Annotated in this window: 31 protein-coding genes; 22 read left to right on the forward strand and 9 right to left on the reverse strand. The window is 62.3% G+C overall.

Annotated features, from left to right (window positions below; all coding sequences use genetic code 11):
* Positions 1-196: 196 nt before the first annotated feature.
* The 7 genes from JT360_RS25250 (at position 197) to JT360_RS25280 (ending at position 4,967) form a co-directional block, all read left to right on the forward strand.
* Positions 197-1,102, forward strand: coding sequence for a DMT family transporter (locus JT360_RS25250; protein WP_214474989.1), 906 nt, complete (start codon positions 197-199; stop codon positions 1,100-1,102).
* Positions 1,103-1,351: 249 nt separating this feature from the next.
* Positions 1,352-2,878 (forward strand): ABC-F family ATP-binding cassette domain-containing protein, encoded by a 1,527-nt coding sequence (locus JT360_RS25255; protein WP_214474990.1) that lies wholly within the window; start codon positions 1,352-1,354, stop codon positions 2,876-2,878.
* A gap of 103 nt (positions 2,879-2,981) precedes the next feature.
* A complete protein-coding gene (locus tag JT360_RS25260; protein ID WP_214475119.1) occupies positions 2,982-3,260 on the forward strand; it encodes a type II toxin-antitoxin system RelE/ParE family toxin in 279 nt (92 codons plus the stop codon).
* A gap of 27 nt (positions 3,261-3,287) precedes the next feature.
* The gene (locus JT360_RS25265) at positions 3,288-3,596 is read left to right on the forward strand and encodes a HigA family addiction module antitoxin (protein ID WP_057143482.1); all 309 of its coding nucleotides are present in this window, start codon (positions 3,288-3,290) and stop codon (positions 3,594-3,596) included.
* A 130-nt stretch (positions 3,597-3,726) separates the two neighbouring features.
* Positions 3,727-3,909 (forward strand): hypothetical protein, encoded by a 183-nt coding sequence (locus tag JT360_RS25270; RefSeq protein ID WP_214474991.1) that lies wholly within the window; start codon positions 3,727-3,729, stop codon positions 3,907-3,909.
* Between the two features lie 175 nt (positions 3,910-4,084).
* The gene (locus JT360_RS25275; RefSeq protein WP_214474992.1) at positions 4,085-4,507 is read left to right on the forward strand and encodes a VOC family protein; all 423 of its coding nucleotides are present in this window, start codon (positions 4,085-4,087) and stop codon (positions 4,505-4,507) included.
* 106 nt (positions 4,508-4,613) lie between these two features.
* Positions 4,614-4,967, forward strand: a complete 354-nt coding sequence (locus JT360_RS25280) for a DUF1428 domain-containing protein (RefSeq protein WP_214474994.1) — start codon at positions 4,614-4,616, stop codon at positions 4,965-4,967.
* A 100-nt stretch (positions 4,968-5,067) separates the two neighbouring features.
* On the opposite strand, the gene JT360_RS25285 is transcribed toward JT360_RS25280, so the two are convergent.
* Complete coding sequence (locus tag JT360_RS25285) at positions 5,068-6,705, reverse strand: tetratricopeptide repeat-containing sulfotransferase family protein (RefSeq protein WP_214474997.1); 1,638 nt, start codon at positions 6,703-6,705, stop codon at positions 5,068-5,070.
* A 186-nt stretch (positions 6,706-6,891) separates the two neighbouring features.
* The gene (locus tag JT360_RS25290) at positions 6,892-7,110 is read right to left on the reverse strand and encodes a hypothetical protein (RefSeq protein ID WP_214474999.1); all 219 of its coding nucleotides are present in this window, start codon (positions 7,108-7,110) and stop codon (positions 6,892-6,894) included.
* Positions 7,111-7,432: 322 nt separating this feature from the next.
* Between JT360_RS25290 and JT360_RS25295 the strand changes: the two genes are divergently transcribed.
* The 5 genes from JT360_RS25295 (at position 7,433) to JT360_RS25315 (ending at position 8,837) form a co-directional block, all read left to right on the forward strand.
* On the forward strand, positions 7,433-7,639 hold the full coding sequence (locus JT360_RS25295; protein WP_214475001.1) for a cold-shock protein: 207 nt from the start codon (positions 7,433-7,435) through the stop codon (positions 7,637-7,639).
* 168 nt (positions 7,640-7,807) lie between these two features.
* Positions 7,808-8,077 carry a hypothetical protein gene (locus JT360_RS25300; protein ID WP_214475010.1) on the forward strand — a complete coding sequence of 90 codons (270 nt, stop codon included), beginning with the start codon at positions 7,808-7,810 and terminating at the stop codon, positions 8,075-8,077.
* Complete coding sequence (locus JT360_RS25305) at positions 8,074-8,340, forward strand: hypothetical protein (protein ID WP_214475012.1); 267 nt, start codon at positions 8,074-8,076, stop codon at positions 8,338-8,340. Before JT360_RS25300 ends, JT360_RS25305 begins: the two co-directional genes overlap by 4 nt.
* A gap of 43 nt (positions 8,341-8,383) precedes the next feature.
* Entirely contained in the window at positions 8,384-8,521 is a 138-nt protein-coding gene (locus JT360_RS25310; protein ID WP_214475014.1) for a hypothetical protein, read from the forward strand.
* A gap of 97 nt (positions 8,522-8,618) precedes the next feature.
* Positions 8,619-8,837 (forward strand): hypothetical protein, encoded by a 219-nt coding sequence (locus JT360_RS25315; RefSeq protein ID WP_214475016.1) that lies wholly within the window; start codon positions 8,619-8,621, stop codon positions 8,835-8,837.
* Positions 8,838-8,984: 147 nt separating this feature from the next.
* On the opposite strand, the gene JT360_RS25320 is transcribed toward JT360_RS25315, so the two are convergent.
* A complete protein-coding gene (locus tag JT360_RS25320) occupies positions 8,985-9,446 on the reverse strand; it encodes a Kazal-type serine protease inhibitor family protein (protein ID WP_250889071.1) in 462 nt (153 codons plus the stop codon).
* Positions 9,447-9,943: 497 nt separating this feature from the next.
* On the opposite strand from JT360_RS25320, the gene JT360_RS25325 reads away from it, so the two are divergent.
* The 3 genes from JT360_RS25325 (at position 9,944) to JT360_RS25335 (ending at position 11,305) form a co-directional block, all read left to right on the forward strand.
* The gene (locus JT360_RS25325; RefSeq protein ID WP_006202520.1) at positions 9,944-10,156 is read left to right on the forward strand and encodes a cold-shock protein; all 213 of its coding nucleotides are present in this window, start codon (positions 9,944-9,946) and stop codon (positions 10,154-10,156) included.
* A 322-nt stretch (positions 10,157-10,478) separates the two neighbouring features.
* The gene (locus JT360_RS25330; RefSeq protein ID WP_006202521.1) at positions 10,479-10,691 is read left to right on the forward strand and encodes a cold-shock protein; all 213 of its coding nucleotides are present in this window, start codon (positions 10,479-10,481) and stop codon (positions 10,689-10,691) included.
* Positions 10,692-10,876: 185 nt separating this feature from the next.
* The gene (locus tag JT360_RS25335) at positions 10,877-11,305 is read left to right on the forward strand and encodes a BA14K family protein (protein ID WP_214475018.1); all 429 of its coding nucleotides are present in this window, start codon (positions 10,877-10,879) and stop codon (positions 11,303-11,305) included.
* A gap of 292 nt (positions 11,306-11,597) precedes the next feature.
* On the opposite strand, the gene JT360_RS25340 is transcribed toward JT360_RS25335, so the two are convergent.
* The 3 genes from JT360_RS25340 to JT360_RS25350 form a co-directional block, all read right to left on the reverse strand.
* Positions 11,598-12,236: an MBL fold metallo-hydrolase gene (locus tag JT360_RS25340; protein ID WP_214475020.1), complete on the reverse strand. Its 639-nt coding sequence runs from the start codon at positions 12,234-12,236 to the stop codon at positions 11,598-11,600.
* A 138-nt stretch (positions 12,237-12,374) separates the two neighbouring features.
* Entirely contained in the window at positions 12,375-12,689 is a 315-nt protein-coding gene (locus JT360_RS25345; RefSeq protein WP_214475022.1) for a hypothetical protein, read from the reverse strand.
* A 144-nt stretch (positions 12,690-12,833) separates the two neighbouring features.
* The gene (locus tag JT360_RS25350; protein ID WP_214475024.1) at positions 12,834-13,727 is read right to left on the reverse strand and encodes a branched-chain amino acid aminotransferase; all 894 of its coding nucleotides are present in this window, start codon (positions 13,725-13,727) and stop codon (positions 12,834-12,836) included.
* A gap of 261 nt (positions 13,728-13,988) precedes the next feature.
* Between JT360_RS25350 and JT360_RS25355 the strand changes: the two genes are divergently transcribed.
* The 4 genes from JT360_RS25355 (at position 13,989) to JT360_RS25370 (ending at position 18,089) form a co-directional block, all read left to right on the forward strand.
* Positions 13,989-14,522 (forward strand): MarR family winged helix-turn-helix transcriptional regulator, encoded by a 534-nt coding sequence (locus JT360_RS25355; RefSeq protein WP_214475026.1) that lies wholly within the window; start codon positions 13,989-13,991, stop codon positions 14,520-14,522.
* Complete coding sequence (locus tag JT360_RS25360; RefSeq protein ID WP_214475028.1) at positions 14,509-15,228, forward strand: response regulator; 720 nt, start codon at positions 14,509-14,511, stop codon at positions 15,226-15,228. The genes JT360_RS25355 and JT360_RS25360 overlap by 14 nt, the downstream gene beginning before the upstream one ends.
* 146 nt (positions 15,229-15,374) lie before the next feature.
* Entirely contained in the window at positions 15,375-16,790 is a 1,416-nt protein-coding gene (locus tag JT360_RS25365) for an ATP-binding protein (protein ID WP_214475030.1), read from the forward strand.
* Between the two features lie 276 nt (positions 16,791-17,066).
* Positions 17,067-18,089 carry a glycosyltransferase family 4 protein gene (locus JT360_RS25370; protein ID WP_214475032.1) on the forward strand — a complete coding sequence of 341 codons (1,023 nt, stop codon included), beginning with the start codon at positions 17,067-17,069 and terminating at the stop codon, positions 18,087-18,089.
* Positions 18,090-18,308: 219 nt separating this feature from the next.
* Here JT360_RS25370 and JT360_RS25375 read toward each other — a convergent pair whose 3' ends face one another.
* The 3 genes from JT360_RS25375 to JT360_RS25385 all read right to left on the reverse strand — a co-directional run bounded on the left by JT360_RS25375 (position 18,309) and on the right by JT360_RS25385 (position 19,813).
* Positions 18,309-18,668 (reverse strand): tRNA-binding protein, encoded by a 360-nt coding sequence (locus JT360_RS25375; protein WP_214475034.1) that lies wholly within the window; start codon positions 18,666-18,668, stop codon positions 18,309-18,311.
* Between the two features lie 18 nt (positions 18,669-18,686).
* Positions 18,687-19,187 (reverse strand): type III secretion system chaperone family protein, encoded by a 501-nt coding sequence (locus JT360_RS25380; RefSeq protein WP_135898323.1) that lies wholly within the window; start codon positions 19,185-19,187, stop codon positions 18,687-18,689.
* A gap of 323 nt (positions 19,188-19,510) precedes the next feature.
* Positions 19,511-19,813, reverse strand: coding sequence for an accessory factor UbiK family protein (locus JT360_RS25385; protein ID WP_140745441.1), 303 nt, complete (start codon positions 19,811-19,813; stop codon positions 19,511-19,513).
* Positions 19,814-20,575: 762 nt separating this feature from the next.
* On the opposite strand from JT360_RS25385, the gene JT360_RS25390 reads away from it, so the two are divergent.
* From JT360_RS25390 to JT360_RS25400, 3 genes are all read left to right on the forward strand, one after another.
* On the forward strand, positions 20,576-20,815 hold the full coding sequence (locus tag JT360_RS25390; protein WP_214475123.1) for a BrnA antitoxin family protein: 240 nt from the start codon (positions 20,576-20,578) through the stop codon (positions 20,813-20,815).
* Positions 20,816-20,952: 137 nt separating this feature from the next.
* Positions 20,953-21,813, forward strand: coding sequence for a prolipoprotein diacylglyceryl transferase (lgt, locus tag JT360_RS25395; protein WP_214475036.1), 861 nt, complete (start codon positions 20,953-20,955; stop codon positions 21,811-21,813).
* Positions 21,810-22,913 (forward strand): class I SAM-dependent methyltransferase, encoded by a 1,104-nt coding sequence (locus tag JT360_RS25400; protein WP_214475038.1) that lies wholly within the window; start codon positions 21,810-21,812, stop codon positions 22,911-22,913. The genes lgt and JT360_RS25400 overlap by 4 nt, the downstream gene beginning before the upstream one ends.
* Positions 22,914-22,996 lie beyond the last annotated feature (83 nt).

A 22,996-nucleotide genomic window follows, 5' to 3' on the forward strand; every position in this document is an offset into this window, starting at 1 on the left:
ATAGTGACGGGGAGAAGTGCCCGGCAGGGCGATGAGGGGCAGCGCCGACCTGGATCGTTTCACTGCCAATCTCGCGCCACGCCCCGTCTGCTGGACCATGAGCCTTTGCTTGCCGCCGGCTGGAGGAAACCGTACGCACGACCGCAACTCCGTTTCCGACCTCCGACCACACGCAACCTCTCGCCACCCACCCATCATGAAACCCAGGGATATCGCCGCCTACATCTTCCTGGCCATCACCTGGGGCTTGTCCTTCCTGGTGCTGCTCAAGGTGGTGCATGCCTTCGGCTGGGTCGGTGCGGTTACCTTGCGCGCGCTGATCGCCGGCATCACGCTCTTCCTGCTCGCCACGGCGACGCGGCGGCGGCTCGATTTCAGCGCCGGCTGGCGGCACTTCGCCGTGGTCGGCGCGACGACGGTCGCGGCGCAACTGATCGGCCTGTCCTACGCCACCCCGCGCATCGGCACCGCGATGGCGGCGATCCTCGTTGCCGCGATCCCGCTGTTCTCGATGATCCTCGGCCAGTTGTGGGGGCTTGAACGCATCACTCTTCGCGGACTGGCCGGCCTGCTGCTCGGCGCCGCCGGCATCACCGTTCTGGTCGGCTTTCCCGCCGTCCCGGTCACGGCACCCTTTGCGTTCGGCTGCGCCGCCTCGCTGTTCAGCTCCTTCTCCGCCGCCTTCGGCAGCAACTACGCCAACCGCCATCTGCGCGCGGCCGGCTCGTTCGAACTCACCAGCGCCGCCTTCCTGTTCGGCGGCCTGATGACGCTGCCGCTACTGTTGGTCGTGCCGGTGCCAGCCATGCCGCGTCCCGTCGACTTCCTCTACCTCGTACTCCTCGCCTGCGCGATGAGCGCGCTGACCTACCTCGTCTATTTCCGGCTGGTTGCCAGCATCGGCGCCACCAGGACGATCAGCGTCGAATTCGCCGTGACCACGATCGCGGTGCTGGCCGGAACGCTCCTGCTCGGCGAGCAGCTGACCATCGTCCAGGGCTTCGGCGCGGTGGCAATCATCGGCGGCTGCATACTGGTGCTGGACCCGTTTCCGCGCCGGACGGAAGCGGCCGTCTTGCCATCGGCCCCGCCTTTGGTGTAATCGCTCCGCACACTCGAACGTCTTGAAAGGAGGGCTCACGTGTTTACGTTCTATCGTCACCATCGTCAGCGTGGCCCGATTTCCGCCCTGCGAGCTTGCTTGCAGGGCTAACCAGGGACGGTCCGGGTTTTTCCCGCTTCGATTTTTTGGTCTGCCCTTCGTGGTGCCGCTAAGCCGAGCCTGATGGCCGGCACGCGCACCGTCAAAGTGCACCCGGAGTTGTCTCCGGCAAGACCAGAGAAATCCAAAATGGCCCTGATCAGCCTCAAATCCCTCGGCGTCACCGTGAGTGCGCCGCTGTTTTCCAATCTCGACCTCACCATCGGCACCGGCGACCGGCTCGGCATCGTCGCCGCCAATGGCCGCGGCAAGTCGACCTTGCTCAAATGCCTGACCGGCGAGATGGAGCCGACCTCGGGCGACATTACCCGCACGCGCGGCCTGCGCGTCGGCCATGTCGAGCAGTCCGTTGCCCCTGCCCTGCTTGCCCGCACCTTTTATCAGGTGGTGGCCGATGCCCTGCCGGCGGAACAGGCCGAAAGCGAGATGTGGCGCGTCGATGTGGTGCTCGACTCGCTCGACGTGTCGGAGGCGATGCGCGAGCGAGAAATGCCGGCGCTGAGCGGCGGCTGGCAGCGACTGGCGCTGATCGCCCGCGTCTGGGTCACCGATCCCGATGTGCTGCTGCTCGACGAGCCGACCAACCATCTCGACCTTGCCCGCATCAGCCAGCTGGAAACCTGGCTGAACGCGCTGCCGCGCGAGGTGCCGGTCGTCATCGCCAGCCACGACCGCGCCTTCCTCGACGCCACCACCAACCGGACGCTGTTCCTGCGCCCGGAACAGTCGCCGGTGTTTGCGCTGCCCTATTCACGTGCCCGACAGGCGCTCGACGAGGTCGATGCTTCGACCGAGCGCAAGTTCCAGCGCGACATGAAGGTGGCGCAGCAATTGCGCCGGCAGGCCGCCAAGCTCAACAACATCGGCATCAATTCGGGCAGCGACCTTTTGACGGTCAAGACCAAGCAGCTCAACCAGCGGGCGGAAAGACTTGAAGAGTCGGCGGCCCCTGCGCATCGCGAAGAGTCGGCCGGTGCCATCCGGCTCGCCAATCGCGGCACCCATGCCAAGGTGCTGATCACGCTCGACGACGCGGCGGTCGAAACGCCGGATGGGGCGCTGCTGTTTCGGACCGGCAAGCGCCACATCTGCCAGGGCGACCGCATCGTCCTGCTCGGCCGCAACGGCGTCGGCAAGTCGCGTTTTGTCACCCTGATCCGCAACGCCATTCTCGAGCCGGAAACGGTGCCGAATGTGAAGGTGACGCCGTCGACGGTGCTCGGTTATAGCGACCAGGCGCTGTCCGGCATCAGCGGCGACGACACACCGCTGGCGATGGTTTCGCACCGCTATGATGTCGGCGAGCAACGCGCGCGCTCACTGCTTGCCGGCGCCGGTGTCAGCATCGAGATGCAGGCGCGCAGGATCGGCGTCCTGTCCGGCGGCCAGAAGGCGCGGCTGATGATGCTGGCGCTGAGGCTCGCCAATCCCAACTTCTACCTGCTCGACGAACCGACCAACCATCTCGACATCGACGGCCAGGAAGCGCTGGAGGAGGAATTGCTCAAGCATCAGGCAAGCTGCGTGCTCGCCTCGCACGACCGCTCCTTCATCCGCGCCATCGGCAATCGCTTCTGGCTGATCGAGAAGCGTCGGCTGACCGAGGTGGAGGACCCGGAGGATTTCTTCCGCTCCGTGGCTGAGATGGCGGGTTGAGGCGAAGGATCGATGTCCCGCCGGACTATGAAGGATCAATCGGCCCGTAAATTATTTGCTTACAGGCTCTTGATGAGCGTAAGCAATCTGTTTACATATGTCGATGATCAAGTCCTTCAAGAACGAGGCACTGTCGGACCTCTTTCAAACCGGGAAAACCGGAAAGATCGATGCCAAGATGCACAAGCGCATTCTTGTCCGGCTTGACCGCCTGGAAGCTTCGGAGAAGCCGGAGGAGATGAACCTCCCCGGCTTCGACTTCCACCCGCTGAAAGGCTTCGATCCCATCCGCTACACGGTTCATATCAATGGCCCGTGGTGCATAACATTCGAATTCGACGGTAAGGACGCCGCCCGCGTCGATTTCGAGCAATACCACTGAGGCGGCGAGATTGGAGAAGTTCGACTTATGACCGTGCACGAGCCGACGCGTCCGATTGAGCGTTGTCCGTCCCACCCGGGAGCGCTGCTTGAGGACATTATCCCGGCAACTGGAAAGACCAAGGTGGAAATTGCAAACCTGCTCGGGATCTCCCGGCAGCAGCTCTATGACATCATCCGCGAAAAGAAGCCGGTTTCGCCGGCTGTGGCCGCTCGCCTTGGGAAGCTGTTCGGCGACGGCGCCGCGATCTGGCTTCGGATGCAGGCGGCTTTCGATGCCTGGCACGCCGAGCGTGAGGTTGATGTCTCAGCTATTCCGACGCTTAAGGTCGCATAGGCGCCGCTCGGCGGTGCCTGAATCAAACCCCGCCACAAAATAATTTCGACGACCTGTCGGATCGTCCGATCCTGCCTCGTCCTTGGGATGCCGACACGATGATGCCGGCGCCAACCCAGGGAGAACTATCATGTCGGTCCTGTCATCAATTGGTCGCATCGCAACCCGGTACGCGGCGGCGCGCGCCCGCCACCGCAGTGATCGCATCCTGCTTTCGCTGCCGCCCGAACTGCGCAAGGACATCGGCTTTCCGGAAATCTTGGACGCACGAAACAGCCGTCGCGCGGCCACCTTCTCGGCCAAGGTTATATGACCGCGGCGAACCAGCCCAGGTGCCTTTCGTTCGAATCCGCCGGTTGCCCGGCCTGTCCGGGCGCGGCCTTCGAACAAATTTTCGCAGCCATGTAGGATTGCCGTCACCTCACGCGTCCTATGGCTCGCAAGGCCCACGCCATACGCCAAAGCCATACGCCAAAGAGGAGTAACACATGACTGACCAGACCCCCGTTCAGCCCAGGGCAGAAGTGCTCGGCGGATTGACCCCCTATCTGCAGGTGGACGGCGCCTTCAAGGCGGCCGAATTCTACAAGAAGGCCTTCGGCGCGGAGCAGGTCTTTGCCTATCCGGCAGATGAAAAAGGCCGCACCATGCATGTCCATCTCCACATCAACGGCTCGACGCTGATGCTGGGCGACGCCTATCCCGAACACGGCCATCCGCACAAGGATGCTCAGGGCTACACGCTGCAGCTTCATCTCGGCAGCGATGCCATCGACAGCTGGTGGCAGCGCGCCATCGACGCCGGCTGCGAAGTGGTCACGCCGTTACAGGTGATGTTCTGGGGCGACCGCTGGGGCCAGGTGAAGGATCCGTTTGGCGTCGCCTGGGCGATGAACGCGCCGGTGAAGTAGGTTTCCTAGCGAGCTGGCGTCGCCCGCCAATGGCAGGACTGACGCGCTCACCGCCGGGTCGTATCCCCGCCGACCCGGCGCTCGTTTTTCAGCAGAGGAGTTCACCATGTCCTATGTCGATGGTTTCGTGCTCGCCGTGCCAAAGGCAAAACTCGACGACTACAAGAAGTTCGCCAGCACCGCTGGCGCAATCTGGAAGGAGTATGGTGCGCTCGCCTATGTCGAATGCGTCGGCGAGGACGTGCCCTATGGCGAGATCACCTCGTTCCCGCGTGCCGTGCAGGCCAAGGACGACGAGGTCGTCATCTTTGCCTGGGTGACGTATGAATCGAGGCAGAGCCGCGATGCTGTGATGGCCAAGGTGATGGCCGATCCGCGCCTGCAGCCGGACTGGGCGACCATGCCGTTCGACGGCAAACGCATGATCTTCGGCGGCTTCGAGACGTTCATAGAGCTTTGAGCAGCTGGTGGAACGCTATCTGACTGATCGTAGGCCTTGGAGATTGGCCTAAGCGCCCATCGCTTCGTCCTATGGCGGAGCAAGGAGCGAAGCGACGCGGCTACCCGCCGAGCTTATCAAGCAGCGGCTTCAGCCGCTCGCCATAGCGCTTCCACAGGTCGACCGAGCCTTGGTACATCGGCTGGCGCACTTGCGCGGCGGATGCCGTGCGCACCGGCCGGTCGGTCTCGTGGAACGACAGCACGGCATCGTCCCATGGCAGCCCGAGATAGTCGATGAGTGCCCGGCTCTGCCCTTCCTGGTCGGCGACGAAATCCTCATAGCGCACGTCATGCACGACGCCGGGCAACACCCTGTCCCAATGCGCCATGATATCGGTGTAGAGATTGTGGAAGTCGGCGAGTTCGCCGAGATCATAGCCATAGCGATGGCTGTCGCCGCGGAAATGCACCTTGTAGATCGAAAGGCAGGTTGCCGCCGCATCGCGGGCGCAGTGGATGATCCTGGCCTTCGGCATCATCATGTGGATGAAGCCGACAAGCAGGAAGTTGCCGGGCATCTTGTCGGTGACGTGGCTGATATGGGGATAGCGGGCATGCAGCATGTCGAGATAGGCCTGGCCTGCCTCGGCAAAATCCGCGTCGCCTGCGTCAGATACCCCCCAGGGAAAGCCGCCCGGCATCGTCGCCGAGAACTGCTTGCCGACCGCCTGCTTCAAGATGCTGAGCTCGCCCGCGCCATAGACTCGCGGATGGCTGGCAATGATCTGCTCGACCAGCGTCGTGCCCGAACGCGGCATGCCGACGACAAAGATCGGCGCGTCATCGGTGATCGGGCTCGGCTTGTGCCTTTCGAAGAAGCCGGCATCGAACACCGTCTTCATCGCCTCGAATTCCGCGCGCGTCCTGACGGGGTCATAGTTGATCCCCTTGCGGCGAATGGCATTGCCTTCGGCGAAATAGTCGAAGGCCCTGTCATAATCCTTCAAATCGTCATTCGCCTTGCCGAGGCCGAAGGATAGCTGCATGCGCGCCACGCTGTCCTGCGGCGCCTTGGCGTGCTGGGCTTCCATGCCGGCCAATTCGGCATCCCGCTCCTTCTGGCGCTTGACCTGCGTCAGCATCAGCCAGGCTGTGGCCATGCCGGGGTTGATCGTCAACGCCTGCCGGAACAGATCGGCCGCCTCGTCGAGCTTGCCCTTTTCCATCAGCCCAACGCCGAGCCCGTGCAGCAGGTCGGCATCCCTGGGGCGTATCGCCAGCGCTTCGCGGAAGACAGCCAGTGCCTCGTCCAGCCGCCCGGCTTCCTGCAGGGTTTCGGCAAGCCCGATGCGGGCGCGCACATGAAACGGGTTGCGTGCGACCGTGCCGCGATAGATCTCTTCAGCTTCCTCGAATTGGCCGAGCTGTTTCAGCGACGAGCCGAGATTATCGCGCGCCGCGAGCTGGTCCGGCCGCAGGTCCACCGCGCCGCGGAAGAAGTCGATGGCCGCCGCGACGCGGCCGAGATCGCGCATCACCGTGCCGAAATTGTTCAGGAAATCGGGATTCGTCGGCTGCAGGCTCACCGACCGTTCGATGAGATCCAGCCCTTCTTCACTGCGCCCGGTCTGGTGCAGCAGCAACCCCAGGAAATGCGCGGCGGCCGCGTGTTTGGGCTGACGCGCCAGCACCTGCCGGTAGATCGACTCGGCCTCTTGCCGACGTCCGGCCTGGTGCAATTGCAGCGCCTGCTGCACATACTGGTCGAGGCCCAGCGGCGGCTGTCCTCCCGCGCCAGACCTGGCTCCCGCACCCGCCGCTCGTCTTTGATCTCTGTTAATGGGAAACCTGCCGTATTTGTCCGCCTGCCGCGATCTAGGCCATTGGCGCGGCAGGTTCAAGGCTTTGCGTGGTTCTGCGCCTTTCTGTCGCCGTGAAAACGATCAGATCAGGCGGTTGTTCTCGGCAACCTGCCTGGCCCGCCTCACGGTGCCATCGGTGTCGGAGATCATTCGCCTTGCCGCCTCATCGCTTCGGATGGTCAGCCGTGCCGACTTGACGATCATCGGCTGGCCAGCTGGGTCGACGGCAATGGCGTGTATGGCGGTTGGCCTGATGATCGGATTGACCGCTACGGTCTTCGAGGTTCTGACTGAGACCATGATTTCATCCTTGTTCCGGAGCAAATAAAAATAGAGGCACCAGGGCAAATCCCCTGCGCGTTCTCAAGACTTTTTTAGAAATATATCGGACCATAGCAGAATTGTTCAAACGTTTATAGCGATCTGTTTTTCCATCAAAGCGGGCGGATTTTGTAAATCTTCTTGAAGATCGAGCTCAATCGAGCTATATAGCACTGATCGTTTGGGCCAGAATTGGCATCTCGGCGTCAGAGGTTCTCGACCCGCCAATCTCATTCCAAATCGTCGATACCGGATGCACGGCGCACTCGCCCTGCGATTTCTCAATCCCCGAAAGACACCAATGAACACCGGAACCGTGAAATTCTATAATGGCCAGAAGGGCTTCGGCTTCATTCAGCCGACCGATGGCGGCAAGGACGTTTTCGTCCATGTCAGCGCGCTGGAGCGCGCCGGCTTCCCGGGCCTTGCCGAAGGCCAGAAGCTGCAGTTCGAGTTGGAGCGTGACGGCAAGGGCCGCGAGTCGGCCGCCAACCTGCAACTGATCTGATCTGGCCGAATTCGATGAACGCTGACCACGGATGTACTGGCAGCTCTCGAAAGCGGCTTATTTCCAGCGATTGCCGGAAATAGGAAAGCGGGGCTCGTCCCCGCCTTTTTGCTTCAGGATCGCCGTCTCGCATGCACGCCAAGGCATAAAAAGATCAAGGCCAAGACAATGCCGGACCGCACCACCCATTCCATCGCCCATTTCACCGCACCCTTCGGGCTCGGCGGGTTGGAGGGACAGCTGCCGGCCGGCGACTACGACATCGATCACGACGAAGAGCTGATCGAGGGCATGTCACGCATTGCCTGGCGCCGCGTCGCCACCTTCATTCACCTGCCGGCAAGGGCGGTGAAGAACCCGACCACCAGCCAGCTTGTCGCCATCGATCACCTCGAACTCGAAACCGCGCTGAAGCGCGACCGGGAGAATGCAGCATGATCCGTTTCCAGCAGAATGCACGTCCGCGCACCGATACGCCATCGCACCTCTTCGCCGTCGGCCAGACCGTGCGCATGAAGAGCCGCACCGGCGTCCTCAACAAGACCGCGGAACTGTTCGAGATCAAGAGCAAGCTGCCGGTCAAGGACGGCTCGCCGCAATACCGTATCCGCAGCGAGCAGGAGACCCATGAGCGGGTCACCACGGAAGACAATCTCGAACCGGCCGACAATCCGATTGTTGTCAACAATCCGGCGATCTGAGCCGTCGGCAACGCCAAGACAACCCGCACGAGGAGCAGACAAGATGGCCAAGGGTCAACAGCGCAGCAACCGCGAAACACGCAAGCCCAAGAAGGACAAGGTGGCGACCAAACCCGCCTCCCCGTTCGGCTCCGCCGTCAAGCAGGCGGAGAGCGGCCTGAAGCCGAAGTCCAAGAGCTGACATCCCTTGGGGGGCGCCTCATGCGCCTCTCCGTCATCTCCCGTGTGAGGCCGACGGGCGCAACAGGCCGATGCGATGCTCGGCCACGGAGGCTTGCTTGAATTTCGTCATCGAGTTCTACCGTTCACGCGACACCGAGGAAGCGACGCTCGACAGAGTGCCGCTGGAAGCTCCGACCCTGCGCGCCGCGCTGCAGGGCGCGACCGCTTTGTTCCACAGCCTGGCCATGCCGCAAATTCCCGATCGCCTGCGCATTTCGGATGAAAACGGCAGCGAGCTTTATGCTGGGCCTGCCGATGGAGCCTATCCGGTCTAACCCATGCATGTCGCCCAAAAGTGATCTCGGTTTTGGGAGAACGACATGCATGGGGACCAGAAATGGCTCTCAAGGTCTAGATAACCAGGTCCCATTAGCAGAAAATAGGCGGCGCTTCCCTTCTCCCCTTATTGAACCAGGAAAAACTCAGCACTGCCCGCCGCCAACGATGCGATAGTCCGCGGCGCGGGCTTCGCAGGCGTTGGGGAAGGTGCGCATCTCGCCGTGTCGGCGGGCGCAGACGGGCGCGTATTCGCGGGTACAGAACGTCTGCTCTTCGCCATCGACGCCACCACCGCCGCCACCGCCGTCGCGACAGGGACCGTCGCGCACGATGCGGTAGCCGGCGCGGTCGGCAAGGCAGGCATTGGCGAAGGTCTGGCGGTCGCCGCCGCGCCGGGCGCAGACCGGTTCGTATTGCCTGGTGCAGAATTCCGGTTCGGGCCGCGGCGGGCGCGGACGTGGTCCCGGCCCGTCATCGACGACGACGGTGCAGGCGGCCAGCAGCGACGACAGGAACAGGACGGCAAACCCTTGCCGCGATAAGCGAAACCCTGGCCGCGAAAAGCCAAATCTTGCCTTCGAAAAGAATGCCGCCAGAAACTGCATGCTGATCTCCCTCGATCCCATACCCGATCGCGATCCTCGCCATTCCCTTGTCAAATGCAACCGCAGTTTGCGGCTCTCCACACGGGAAACGGGTGGTGGGCCCGTGACGGGCATCGGTTGGCGCCGCTGGCAACCCTGGCCCATGCGTGACCCTGCCCGTGGGCCGATGACCGGCCCGGCAACGAAGCCTATTTGCGGCCGGTCGACGCTCAGATCGGTCGATTCGTGCGTCGGGATGCGCCCATCGGGGCGGCCCGCGGTGCTATCTTGCAACCTTCACGTTTCCGTGCGATAAATTCCGTGTTCGGGCATTTGCGACCCGGAGAGCGGAACGTTTTGGACGACCTTTCCCCGATACTGTGAATCTCTGACGGCCCCGTTTTTCGGCGGGGGGTTTGACCATGCGCCAATGCATGACTGCCGAAAGCAACCACCGGGAACTGCCCTCGACGCCGGGCAGGACCACCAAAGACTGAACGGGTGAAGGAGTTTCCCCAATGGCCCAGACCGGCACCGTTAAATTCTTCAACGCGACCAAAGGCTTCGGTTTCATCACGCCCGACGGCGGCGCCAAGGACGTGTTCGTCCACATTTCCGCGATCGAGGCATCGGGCCTGCGCACGCTCGTCGACGGCCAGAAGGTCACCTTCGACGTCGAGCCGGACCGCATGGGCAAGGGCCCGAAGGCGGTCAATCTCCGCGCTGCCTGAACCCTTCGCACCGCGCGTCCTCGATAGCGAGCGAACGACACCCTGAGCTTGCCCGCCTCTGGGGCACGCAGACAGATTTTTGAAAGGCGCGGCGATTTTCGTCGCGCCTTTTTCATGTCCGCCACACAGCATAAAAGCATGTCGCCCGGAAGTTGATCCGGCTTCGGGTCGACGACATGCATCATAACAAAGACTTAAGCGCGTCGCGCTTTAAGTGCCTGCAAAAACTTTCTCTTGCCGATGACGCTAAAATAAAGGACAAATTTCCTCTCGGGCATTTGCCGGCCCGAGACTGGAATTTATGGGATCAAAGGAGCTTCCCATGCCGCAGACCGGCACCGTCAAATTCTTCAACCATGCCAAAGGCTTCGGCTTCATCACGCCGGACGATGGCGCGAAGGATGTCTTCGTCCATATTTCGGCCGTGCAGGCGTCGGGTCTTCCCGGTCTCGAAGATGGGCAGAAGGTAACGTTCGACACCGAGCCGGACAAGCGCGGCAAGGGGCCCAAGGCCGTTAACCTGTCGATCGGCTGAGCCGGCTTCACACTGTCGGCTCCGACAGGCAGCCGGCTCGTTTCGAGCGTGGTTTTTGGCGACCCTCTTGAATCGGCAGTCGAAATCCGTTCAGCCTCCGTTCAGCCACGGTCGCATATTAGTCTTGGGTAAAGCCGGACCGCATCCCCTGCAAGACTGCACGGCCCGGTACGAAGGAGACCAAGATGAACCGAATTTTCAAGACAGCCGTGCTGTCCACCGCCGTGGCCGCTACCATGCTTGTGGCCCTGCCCGCGGCCAACGCCGATGAGTGGCGTCATCACCGCCATCATGGTCATGGCGACGCGATCGCCGCCGGCGTGCTCGGCCTCGCCGCAGGCGCACTGATCGGCGGCGCGTTGGCCAACCAGCAGCCGCCTCCGCCTGACTATTACGATGACAGCTATGACTACGATCGCGAAGTGCGCATTATTCGCCCGGCCCCGATCCGCCGCTACTACGCGGAGCCGCGCGTCGTCTACCGCCAGGCCTATGCCGAGCCGTGGACGCGTGACTGGTACGAGTATTGCTCGGACCGCTATCGCAGCTTCAACAGCCGCACCGGAACGTTCACCGGCAATGACGGCGAACAGCATTTCTGCACGGCAAACTGAGGCTTCCCTACCCCCAAACAAAAAGGCGCTGACCGCAAGGCCAGCGCTTTTTTGTTGTGGCATTCTCCGATCCAGTTGGCCACCAGGGTGTGTCGAGATTCAGGTCAGGCCGAGTCGAAAATGGCAGCATCAGAGAACCGGAGCGGAGCGTACTTTTGGGTACGTGAGCACCGGCCTACGCCGGCCGTAGCCCTTGATTGCCACGACCATTCATAAATGCTTCGGCCGGCGAAGGCCGGAAGCGCAGGAAGCTGCCATTTGCAGACCGGCCTGACCTGAATATCGGCACACCCTAGACCAGAAACGGATTGGTCCTGCGCTCCTCGCCGAAACGGCCGCCAGGACCGTGGCCGCAGATGAAACCGATATCGTCGCCGAGCGGCAACAGCTTGTCCTTGATCGAGGCAATCAGCGTCGCGTGGTCGCCGCCCGGCAGGTCGGTCCGGCCGACCGATCCGCGAAACAGCACGTCGCCGACATGGGCGAACTTGGCCGCGCGGTTGTAGTAGACGACGTGGCCAGGCGCATGGCCGGGACAATGCAGCACCTCGAACACATGCGAACCGAACGACACCGTCTCGCCTTCGGTCAGGAACCGGTCGGGCACGCAGTTGCGCGAACCGCCAATGCCATAACGCCTGCCCTGGTTCTCCAGATTGTCGAGCAAGGGCTTGTCGGCTTCGTGCGGCCCGATGATCTCGACGCCGAGTGCTTCCTTCAACTCCATCGCGCCGCCGGCATGGTCGATATGGCCATGCGTGATCCAGATCGCCCCGGCCGTGATCGCATTGTCCTTCAGCACCGCCAGCACCTTGTCGATATCGCCGCCCGGATCGACGACGACTCCGTGCTTGTCGTCCATGTCGAACAGGATGGTGCAATTCTGCTGGAACTGTGTGACCGGCACGATGCCGGCGTTGAGCTGACCCATGATCGTCCTTTCGGTATCTCGGCGGTGATGTAGAGACATCGGCGAAAGCCGTCCACCGCTGAAAGGGCAAACAGTGCGTCTCAAAGAAATGGGCGGCCGAAGCCGCCCATTTGAAAAGCAGAATTAGACAGAAATGGCTTACTTCTTCATGGCGCCCATGACCGCGCCGAGAATGCCGGTCAGGATCGCGCCGCCGCCGGCGCCGCCGATGATGTTCTGCAGATTGAGCGCGCTGCCCAGACCGCCCGTCGCCGCCGCGGCCGCCGCCGGATCGACGCCGTGGCCAAGCAGGCTGCCCAGGATCGCCGCGCCGCCGACGCCGCCGATGGCGCCGCCCCGGATTTTGGGAAGCTGCCCCATCGCCGCCGTCTTGATCGCCGCGCCGACCGCCTGGCCGCCGATGATGCCAGTAATGATCTGAATGATGATCGGAAGAAGCGTGTTCATGTCCATATGATTAGTCCCTCCATAGCGCCAGCCTCCCGGGCCGGACACCATCATGAGACGCCGAATTGGATGAAAGTCAAATGCAGAAACGCTGAAATAAAGAGGCGGCCCGAAAACCGCCCCTGCTTGCGTGAAAAGCTGTGACTATCGTTATTCTGCGGCTATCGCGTGCTTGGGCTGAACGGCCACAGAATAGTCATTCATGAGATTCTTGGCGATTTCACCAACCTCGAATCGGTAAGGGCCGATCTCCGAAACCGGCGTTACTTCCGCCGCTGTCCCGGTCAGGAAACATTGCTCGAAACCCTCGAGTTCTTCCGGCATGATGGCGCGTTCGATCACCTCCAGGCCACGATCCTTGGCCAGGCCAATGACCGTGCGGCGGGTGATGCCGTCGAGGAAGCAATCGGGCTTGGGCGTATGGATCTTGCCGTCCCTGACGAAGAAGATGTTGGCGCCCGTTGCTTCTGCAACCTGGCCGCGCCAGTCGAGCATCATGGCGTCGGCATAGCCTTTTGCTTCAGCGGCATGCTTGGACATGGTGCAGATCATATAGAGGCCGGCGGCCTTCGACTTGGACGGCGCCGTGCGCGGGTCGGGCCGGCGCCATTCCGCCACATCGAGGCGAATACCCTTCAGCTTCTGCGCCGGATCGAAATAGCTCGGCCACTGCCAGATGGCGATGGCGCAGTTGATGCGGTTGTTCTGTGCCGAAACGCCCATCTGCTCGCTGCCGCGCCAGGCGATCGGCCTGACATAGGCGTCCTTGAAGCCTTGCTTCTTCAACAGCGTGGTCGAGGCGTCGTTGAGCTCGGCCACCGAATAGGGAATCTTGAAGCCGAGCAGGCGCGCCGATTCATGCAGGCGCTCGGTGTGCTCGTTGAGCTTGAAGATCTCGCCGCCATAGGCGCGCTCGCCCTCAAAGACCGCGCTGGCGTAGTGCAGACCGTGGGTCAGCACATGGATCTTGGCGTCGCCCCACGGAATAAACTCGCCATTCATCCAGATGAAGCCGTCCAGTTGATCGAAGGGAACGGATGCCATGGTAACCTCCCGCGGACCGCGGCCCGCATATCCTTGGTGTCGTTGCGTGTTCTTTTTGGCCGCGCCACGCGATTGGAGACGCCGGCCGGTATCTCGAAAGGTAGGAGGATAATAGCACTCTGGCAAACTCAGGAAATTCCGGAAAAACCGGTCTGCCTTGCCTTTTCGTTCGCAATCCGCCCAAAAGCTTGTCAAAAATTACCATTGCAGGGAAATTACGTCAATAGTACTGACATAATCTCCCGTTTCCATGGAGAAATGATGACGGATCGAAGCCACGCAGCCAGGAAACCGATAAGAACCGCGATTACGGACGAGGACGGCATCGATTTCGCCATCATCGAACTGTTCTTCTTCGCCTATCGCGACTTCACCTCCGATCCCGACCAGATCCTGGCCGATTACGGCTTCGGCCGCGCCCACCACCGGGTGCTGCATTTCGTCAACCGCCGGCCGGGCCTGACGGTCGCCGAACTGCTCGACGTGCTGAAGATCACCAAGCAAAGCCTGGCGCGCGTGCTCAAGCAGCTGATCGACACCGACCATGTCGTGCAGTTGCAAGGTCCGCGCGACCGCCGCCAACGTGAGCTCTACCCCACGGCCAAGGGCCGTGCGCTGGCCCTGGCGCTGGCACGGCCACAGTCACGCCGCATCCGTGCTGCATTGGAAGATTCCGGAGCCACCGAACGGACCTTGGTGGAACGCTTCCTCGAAGCGATGGTCAATCCGGAACTGAGAGCTCAGATCGACGTTGGGTCCGCAAAAATGTCAGGAAAAAGCCATGGAGAGCACTGAGAGGGTCGATCAGGCGGCCGCACCGGACGACGACGCGCCGCATCTGCTTGTGGTCGACGACGACACCCGCATTCGCAATCTTCTCAAGCAGTATCTGACCGAAAACGGCTTTCGCGTCACCGTTGCCGGCAATGCCGGCGAGGCCAGGCGCAAGCTCGCCGGTCTCGATTTTGACCTGCTTGTGCTGGACGTGATGATGCCGGGCGAAAGCGGCGTCGACCTCACCAAGGCGCTGCGGGCCGAAAAGAACGTGCCGATCCTGATGCTGACGGCGCTGTCGGAAACCGACAGCCGCATCTCCGGACTGGAAGCCGGCGCGGACGACTATCTGCCAAAACCCTTCGATCCGCGCGAGCTGATCCTGCGCATCAACAACATCCTGCGCCGCGGCGGCCCGGCGACCACGCCCAAGGTCGAACAGCTGGTCTTCGGCCCCTACACCTTCCAGATCGCCAGGCGCGAACTGAAGCGCGGCGGCGAGGCGCTGAAGCTGACCGACCGTGAGCAGGAGATCCTGGCGATCTTTGCCGCGCGCGCCGGCGAAACCATCCCGCGCCACGAGCTGGTCGGCGACGATTCGGAAGTCGGCGAGCGCACCATCGACGTGCAGATCAACCGGCTGCGCCGCAAGATCGAGCGCGATCCCTCCAACCCGGTCTGGCTGCAGACCGTGCGCGGTATTGGGTATCGGCTCAGCGTGGAATAGAGTACCGGCCGCGGCCCTAGAGCATGATCCCGAAAAGTGGGAACCGGTTTTCGGAAAAGATCGTGCTCCAACAAAGAGTTAGATCAGGATGACGATTGAACAAAACGTCGTTCTGATCCAGTGCCGCCGACGGATGAAAAGAGCCAATGGCGACCACGGAACTGGAACAGCCGGGGGATGACGGCTTGAGCGCACGCGCCACGCGAACGCTCAAGGCGGTGCCGCGCATCTGGAACCGGTTCTGGCGTCTCGTCTCGCTTTACATGCCCAAGCGCCTTTATGCGCGCTCGCTGATCATCGTCATCGCGCCGATGATCCTTCTGCAATCGGTGGTCGCCTTCGTGTTCATGGAGCGCCATTGGGCAACCGTGACGCAGCGCCTGTCGCAGGCCACCGTGCGCGACATCGCTGCGATCATCGACATGATCGAGACCTATCCGCACGACGCCGACTACGCCAACATCATCCGCATCGCGCAGGACCGCATGCAGCTGAAGGTCGATCTGCTGCCGCCGGACCCCTTGCCGCCGCCCGGTCCAAAACCGTTCTTCTCGATCCTCGACGACGTTCTCTCGGCCGAAATCACCCGCCAGATCAACCGGCCGTTCTGGATCGACACGGTCGGCAATTCCAATATCGTCGAGGTGCGCGTCCAGCTCGAGAACAAGGTGCTGCGCGTTTTCGTGCGCCGCAGCCAGGCCTATGCCTCGAACACCCACATCTTCCTGATCTGGATGGTCGGCACCTCGCTGGTGCTGCTGATGATCGCCATCCCGTTCCTGCGCAACCAGATCCGGCCGATCCTGACGCTTGCGGAGGCTGCGGAAAGCTTCGGCAAGGGCCGGCCGATGCCGCGCGATTTCCGTCCGCGCGGCGCCGAAGAGGTTCGCCGCGCCGGCTTTGCCTTCATCCAGATGCGCGAGCGCATCGAGCGCCAGATCGAACAGCGCACCGCCATGCTGACCGGCGTCAGCCATGATCTCAGGACCATCCTCACCCGCTTCAAGCTGCAGCTGGCGTTGGCCGGTGGCAAGGCCGAGACCAAGGCAGCCCTCAACCAGGACATCGACGACATGCAGTCGATGCTGGAAGGCTATCTCTCCTTCGCCCGTGGCGAGGCCTCGGAGGATCCCGGACGTTTCGATCTGGAAGCCTATTTCCAGAAGCTCGGCGAGGAAGCAACCTTGCGGAAATGCAAGCTGTCGACGACGCTTTCCGGCGATCCGACCGTGCATGTGCGGCCGAACGCCTTCGCGCGGCTCCTGTCCAACGTCATCGGCAATGCCTTCCGCTATGCCAAGACGGTAGAGGTCGACGCCAATCACGGCCGTGGCTCGCTTGTGGTCACCATCGACGACAATGGTCCCGGCATTCCAAGCGACAGGCGCGAGGATGTGTTCAAGCCTTTCATGCGGCTCGACGAAGCCCGCAACCTCGATGCCAGCGGCACCGGGCTCGGCCTGTCGATTGCCCGCGACATCGCCCGCAGTCATGGCGGCGACATCACCCTCGACGATAGCCCGCTCGGCGGCCTGCGCGCCATCATCCAGGTTCCGGCGTAATCGGAGCATGATCCCGAAAAGTGGAACCGGTTTTCTCGGACAAACGGAAACCGTTTGTCCAGAGATCATGCTCCCAAAAGACCTGCTTCATCCGCCCGTCATGAAATCATGGTGAAGAGCGCGCATGAAGCGCGCGACCACTCTTGATTCGGCCCAGGCGCCTCACTTCGACTCCGTACCCGCCCGGGTGCGTTGGAGCGAAGCGAGGGCTGCAGGTTGGTCGCCGTTCCGGCATCGTCTCAAGGCAACCGTCGACCTTTCCAGCAAAGGGCCGCCATGCGCATATTGATGGTCACCGACGCCTGGCGCCCGCAGGTCAACGGCGTCGTCCACACGCTGGAGCGGCTCACCGAAACGCTGAAATCCTTCGACGTCGCGGTCGATTTCCTGACGCCCAACATCTTTCGCACGCTGCCCTTGCCGACCTACCCCGACATCCGGCTGGCGCTGACCACGCCCCGCCATGTCGCGCGCCTGATCGACGGCTATAAGGCCGACCACATCCACATCGTCACCGAGGGACCGCTGGGCATCATGGCGCGGCGCTATTGCCGCAATGCCGGCCGGCCGTTCACCACCAGCTACCACACGCGCTTTCCCGAGTATTTGAGCGCCCGCCTGCCGGTGCCGGAAAGCTGGGCCTATCGCTGGCTGCGCGATTTCCACAATTCCGGCCAGGGCACGCTGGTCGCCACCCAGTCGCTCGCCGACGACCTTTCGGCGCGCGGCTTCAACAAGCTGAGGCCGTGGACGCGCGGCGTCGACACCGACCATTTCCGCCCCGACAAAAGGAAGGACCTCGGCTTTCCCGGCCCGATCTTCCTCTGCGTCGGCCGCGTCGCCATCGAAAAGAACCTCTGCGCCTTCCTCGATCTCGACCTGCCCGGCAGCAAGGTGATCGTCGGCGAAGGGCCTGAGCTCACCAAGCTGAAGGCGCGCTACAAGCAGGCGCATTTCCTGGGCCATCGTCCCAATGACGAACTGGCCGAGATCTATGCCTCGGCCGACGTCTTCGTCTTCCCCAGCCGCACCGACACGTTCGGCAACGTCATCATCGAGGCGCTGGCCAGCGGCACGCCGGTCGCCGCCTATCCGGTGACCGGGCCGATCGACATTGTCGGCGACGGCGTTGGCGGCGCGGTCTCAAACGATTTGCGCGAGGCAGCGCTCGCAGCCCTTGACGTCGATCGCACCGAGGCCCGCGAACGCGCCATGCGCTACAGCTGGAAGGCTTGCGCCGAAATGTTCCTCGATGCGGTCGACGAGGCATTGGGCAGGACGCGCAAGCTGGCGGCCTGACGAGGGCCAGCTAATCTCCAACGCAGCGGGACAGCGCCCCCCTCTGTCCTGCCGGACATCTCCCCCTCAAGGGGGGAGATTAGATGTCGTGACTGCTTTCGCCAATTTTCAACGCTGAAAAGAGAGCGGTGGAGACGAAGCTGCCAATCTCCCCCCTTGAGGGGGAGATGCCCGGCAGGGCAGAAGGGGGCGTGAAGGAACGCGGCGGAGGTGTCCTCTCTAAAACAGCCGCCCGCCGTCCGGCACCTTGCGCTCGATGGCGCCGAGCACCACGGCGCCTTCCTCGTCGGGGAAGCCGAGCGTCAGCACTTCCGACATGAACGGCCCGATCTGGCGCGGCGGGAAATTGACCACCGCGAACACCTGCCGGCCGATCAGCGTTTCCGGTGTATAATATTTGGTGATCTGCGCCGACGACTTCTTGATGCCGATATCGGGTCCGAAATCGATCTTCAGTTTGAAGGCCGGCTTGCGTGCCTCGGGAAACGGCTCGGCCTCGACGATCGTGCCGGCGCGGATGTCGACACGATCGAAGTCGGCAAAACTGATCTGCGGCTTGCGCTCGCTGCTTGAACTCATCTCCCCGCCCTACAGCGCTCAGGCGTTGCCGAAGGTCTCGAACAGCACGCCGGCCAGCGCGTCCTTGGCCGAGGTTCCCGACCAGACGACGAACTGGAAAGCCTGGAAATAGCATTCGCAGGCTTCCAGAGCCGAGGACAAAAGCACCTCGACCTGCTGGCTCGACGGTTCGACTCCGCCGGCGAGCAGCAGCGACTGACGGAACATGATCGCGCCCTCCTGCTCCCAGAGATCGAAATGGCCGAACAGCATCTGTTCGTTGATCAGCGACAACAGCCGCATCACTTCCAGCGCGCGGGTTTCCGGCACCTTGATGTCGAAGGCACAGGCCAGATGTAGCGCCTCGAAATCCTCCATCCAGGAGAAGGAGACGTGATAGTCGGTCCAGCTGCCGGCAACAGAGATCGAAATTTCATCGTCGCCGGCCCGTTCGAAGGACCAGTCATTGTTGTGGGCCACCTGCTCGATAACATCCACCGGATGGATTTCGCGGGAGAATTCGAGTTCGAGAAGTTCCATGGAATGCTTCCTGTCGTTCTGAGGAGCGCCGCCACACGCTCCGCGGGAGGGCACACACAACGAACAATCTGATCTAGAACTCGGACGGCCAGGACTTCTCGACGCAAAGACCCCAGACCGGACCCCACCGCCCGGCCGCATGACCCTGCTCCGAATCATGCAACAAATTCAGTCTATTGATCGGGAGTCGCGTGAACAGCCCAATTTTTCGCACTGCGTCATTCGCATGTGGAAAGGCGCTGTCACAAAGATTCATGCAATGCCGTTAAGCGATTCACGGCAAAGCGCTTTTCAGACTTGGACTATGTGGAAAAGTTTAACGATTATTTTTTTGCGCGGGGCTTCGCCGCCGCCGCTGGTGCGGCATCACCGGCCAGCTCGGCGAGCCTGGCTTCGAGCGCCTCGATACGGGCGGCAAGGCGGGTATTCTCGTCGCGGGCCTTGGCGGCCATCTCGCGCGCAGCCTCGAATTCCTCGCGCTGCACCACGTCCATCGAATTGAGGATCCGCTCCGCCTGGCCCTTGAAGGCGGTCTCGACCTCGCGCCGGACGCCTTGCGCGGCACCGGCCGCGTCGGTCATCAGCTTGGCGAATTCATCGAGAATGCGGTTCGGTCCGGTCGACATGGCAAATCCTCGCTTGCTCGAAGTGACGTAATGGCGCTGGGCGCCGAATGCAAGAAGGTTGAAGGCTGGTGCGGCCTCTGCGTTGCTATGGCGCATGGCGATGCCGTGCTTATAAGAAGCTCTCAACCGCCCCAAGCTGTACTTGAGGTCGCCAAATCGCCTCGTAGTAGGCGGTCCTACGCCGAAGAAACTGGTGGCGGGCTTAGGCCGCCACCTCCTGTGCTCGATATTGTGATTGGTCTATCCTATCATCGGGACGCATGCTGGCCTTGGGTCAATCGGGGCCCGCGGATCCGTCTAGAGCTATGCCCCAGGACCCCATCCGAATTGAACAGTTTTGGGATAAGAACCCATTGGTAATGCAATGGATGGAGCAATTCCTTCCGACAGATCGTATGTGGCAAGATGCGGTGGCCACGGTAATAGGTATATTCATCAATGGCTGTATAGGTTGGACGGTATTATCTCTATTTGTCCCGAATAACGTAGTAATTTGGATAATTAGTGTAATGCCAGCATCGTACCTTTTGGCAGGTCTCAATAATAGAATGGCCCGTGCACAGCGTAAATTCTTCCACGCCAAGAGAGATGATGGAAGAAGTGGCGACGCCAATAGTGCAACTGGCTCAAACGGCCCCTTTGTGGAGAGGTAGCTATCAACCGCAGAGTGTGGGGTTTATGAAATATAAAATCGCGTCGCCTATTGTGTTTCATCGCGTCCCGCGTCCCAGCACTGCTCATCTCCAACACAGGGTCAACCAAATGGCAACGCCCCCGCGCCGACCGACAAATCCGATGGCAGCCGCCGAAGCTGCTTTCAAGCCGGTGAAGAAACTGGCGCCGCCAATTCGCGAAGCCTCGGCCGCGCCTAATGTCCGCGAGCTTGTTTCGATCAGGATCGACCGCGCGGTGCTCGATCATTTTCAGGAAGACGGTCCCGGCTGGCAGGACAGGATCAACGATACGTTGCGGCGGTTGGTGGCAGCCAAGCCTCAGGATTGAACGGGGGCCTGCACGGCGCGATCGCCCGCGAAGGTGATCCCGGTCGCGACACTTGACGGCGACCGCCTTGCCTTGACCCTGCCAAAACCCTGCCGCATGGTCCGCGGCCGAACGCGACCGCAACCGAGAGCTTCCCGTTGAACGAATATTTCCTGCTGCCGCTGGCCTCGCTGCCTTTTCCCCAGATCAACCCGATCCTGATCCAGATCGGGCCGCTGGCGGTGCACTGGTACGGCGTCGGCTACATCGTCGGTATCCTGTTCGCCTGGTGGTATGCCAAGCGTCTCGCCGCCAATGCGAGGCTGTGGCCGAACGGCGTCCTGCCTATGAAGCCCGAAGATCTCGACGATTTCATCGTCTGGGCGGCGATCGGCGTCGTGCTGGGCGGCCGCACCGGTTATGTGCTGTTCTACGATTTGGCGCGCTATATCCAACACCCGCTCGACATCTTCGCCGTCTGGCAAGGCGGCATGTCGTTTCATGGCGGCCTGCTCGGCGTCACCCTCGCCATGACGCTGTTTTCCCTCAAGCGCGGCATCCGCACCTGGTCGCTGTTCGATGTCGTGGCCGCCGGCGTCCCGGTCGGCCTCGGCCTTGTGCGTGTCGCCAACTTCATCAATTCCGAACTCTGGGGCCGGCCGACCGATGTGCCCTGGGCGATCGAATTCCCCAATGGCGGACCGTTCACCCGCCATCCGAGCCAGCTCTACGAAGCCCTGCTCGAGGGCCTGGTGCTGTTTATCGGGCTGCGCATCCTCACCCATTCGCGCCTCAGGCTGAAGACGCCGCGCTTCGTCGGCGGCGCCTTCATCTGCGGCTACGGCCTGTCGCGCATCTTTGTCGAGTTCTTCCGCGAACCCGACCAGCAGCTCGGCTACCTCCTCGGCACCAACTGGTTGACCATGGGCATGATCCTGTCGACGCCGATGGTGCTGGCCGGCATCTGGGCGATGGCGACCGCCAAGCCGGTGCCGCAACCACGGCCGCAGGCGACATGACACGGCTGAAGACCCGGATCGTCGACCTGATCGAGGCGGTTGGCCCCCTTCCAGTCAACGAATACATGGCGCTGTGCCTGTTCGATCCCAGCGACGGCTATTACACGACGCGCGAGCCGTTCGGCGCTGCCGGTGATTTCGTCACCGCCCCCGAGATCAGCCAGATGTTCGGCGAACTCGTCGCCGTCTGGCTTTACGAGGCTTGGGCAGGGATCGGCCGGCCGATGCCGGTGACCATCGCCGAGATCGGCCCCGGCCGCGGCACGCTGATGAAGGACATGCTGCGCACCCTGTCGCGGCTGGAACCGGCACTGGCCAACGACGCGGCCTTCGCCATGATCGAGACCAGTCCGCGCCTGGCCGAGGTCCAGAAACAGACGCTTGGCGCTACACCTTTTGTCATCGGCTGGCACGAAACCATCGACACCTTGCCCCATCAGCCGCTGTTGATCGTCGGCAACGAATTGTTCGATGCCGTGCCGATCCGCCAGTTCGTCCGCGCCGGCGCAGGCTGGCGCGAGCGCATGATCGGCCTCGACGACAAGGGCGAGCTTTGCTTCTTTGCCGGCGCCGGCTCGGTCGATCCGACGCTGCTGCCTGTCGATGCCGCCGAAGCGCCACAAGGCGCGATCGTCGAGATTGCTCCCGCTCGCGCGGCATTGATGGCGGCCATCGCTGAACGCATATCCGGACATGGCGGCGCCGGCCTGTTCCTCGACTATGGCCATCTCCAGCCCAGTGTCGGCGATACTTTGCAGGCCTTGCGCCGGCACAATCACGAAGATGTGCTGGCCAATCCCGGCGAAGCCGATCTCACCTCCCATGTCGATTTCGCCGCCCTTGCCGCGATCGTGCGCGCGCATGGTCTGGACGCCCATCTCTCGACCCAGGGCAATTTCCTGCTCGGCATGGGCATTCTCGAGCGTGCCGGCCGGCTTGGAGCCGATGCCGGCCAGGCGGCCCGCGACAAGATCGCTGCTGATGTCGAACGCCTCGCCGGGCCGCAAGCCATGGGCGAGCTGTTCAAGGTGCTCGCCGTCCTGCCGCGTGGTGTGGCCGCCCGCCTCTCTGCAACGACGCCCTTCGCCACGGCGGATTGACTTTTCATCGCTGCCCCTCCCAATCTCCCGTCCGGTGAAAGAGCGGTCGAACCGCCGACCGCTTTTTCTTGACGAAACCGCCC

The sequence above is a fragment of the Mesorhizobium sp. dw_380 genome (genome assembly GCF_018588885.1).
In the GTDB taxonomy this organism is placed as follows: Bacteria; Pseudomonadota; Alphaproteobacteria; order Rhizobiales; family Rhizobiaceae; genus Mesorhizobium.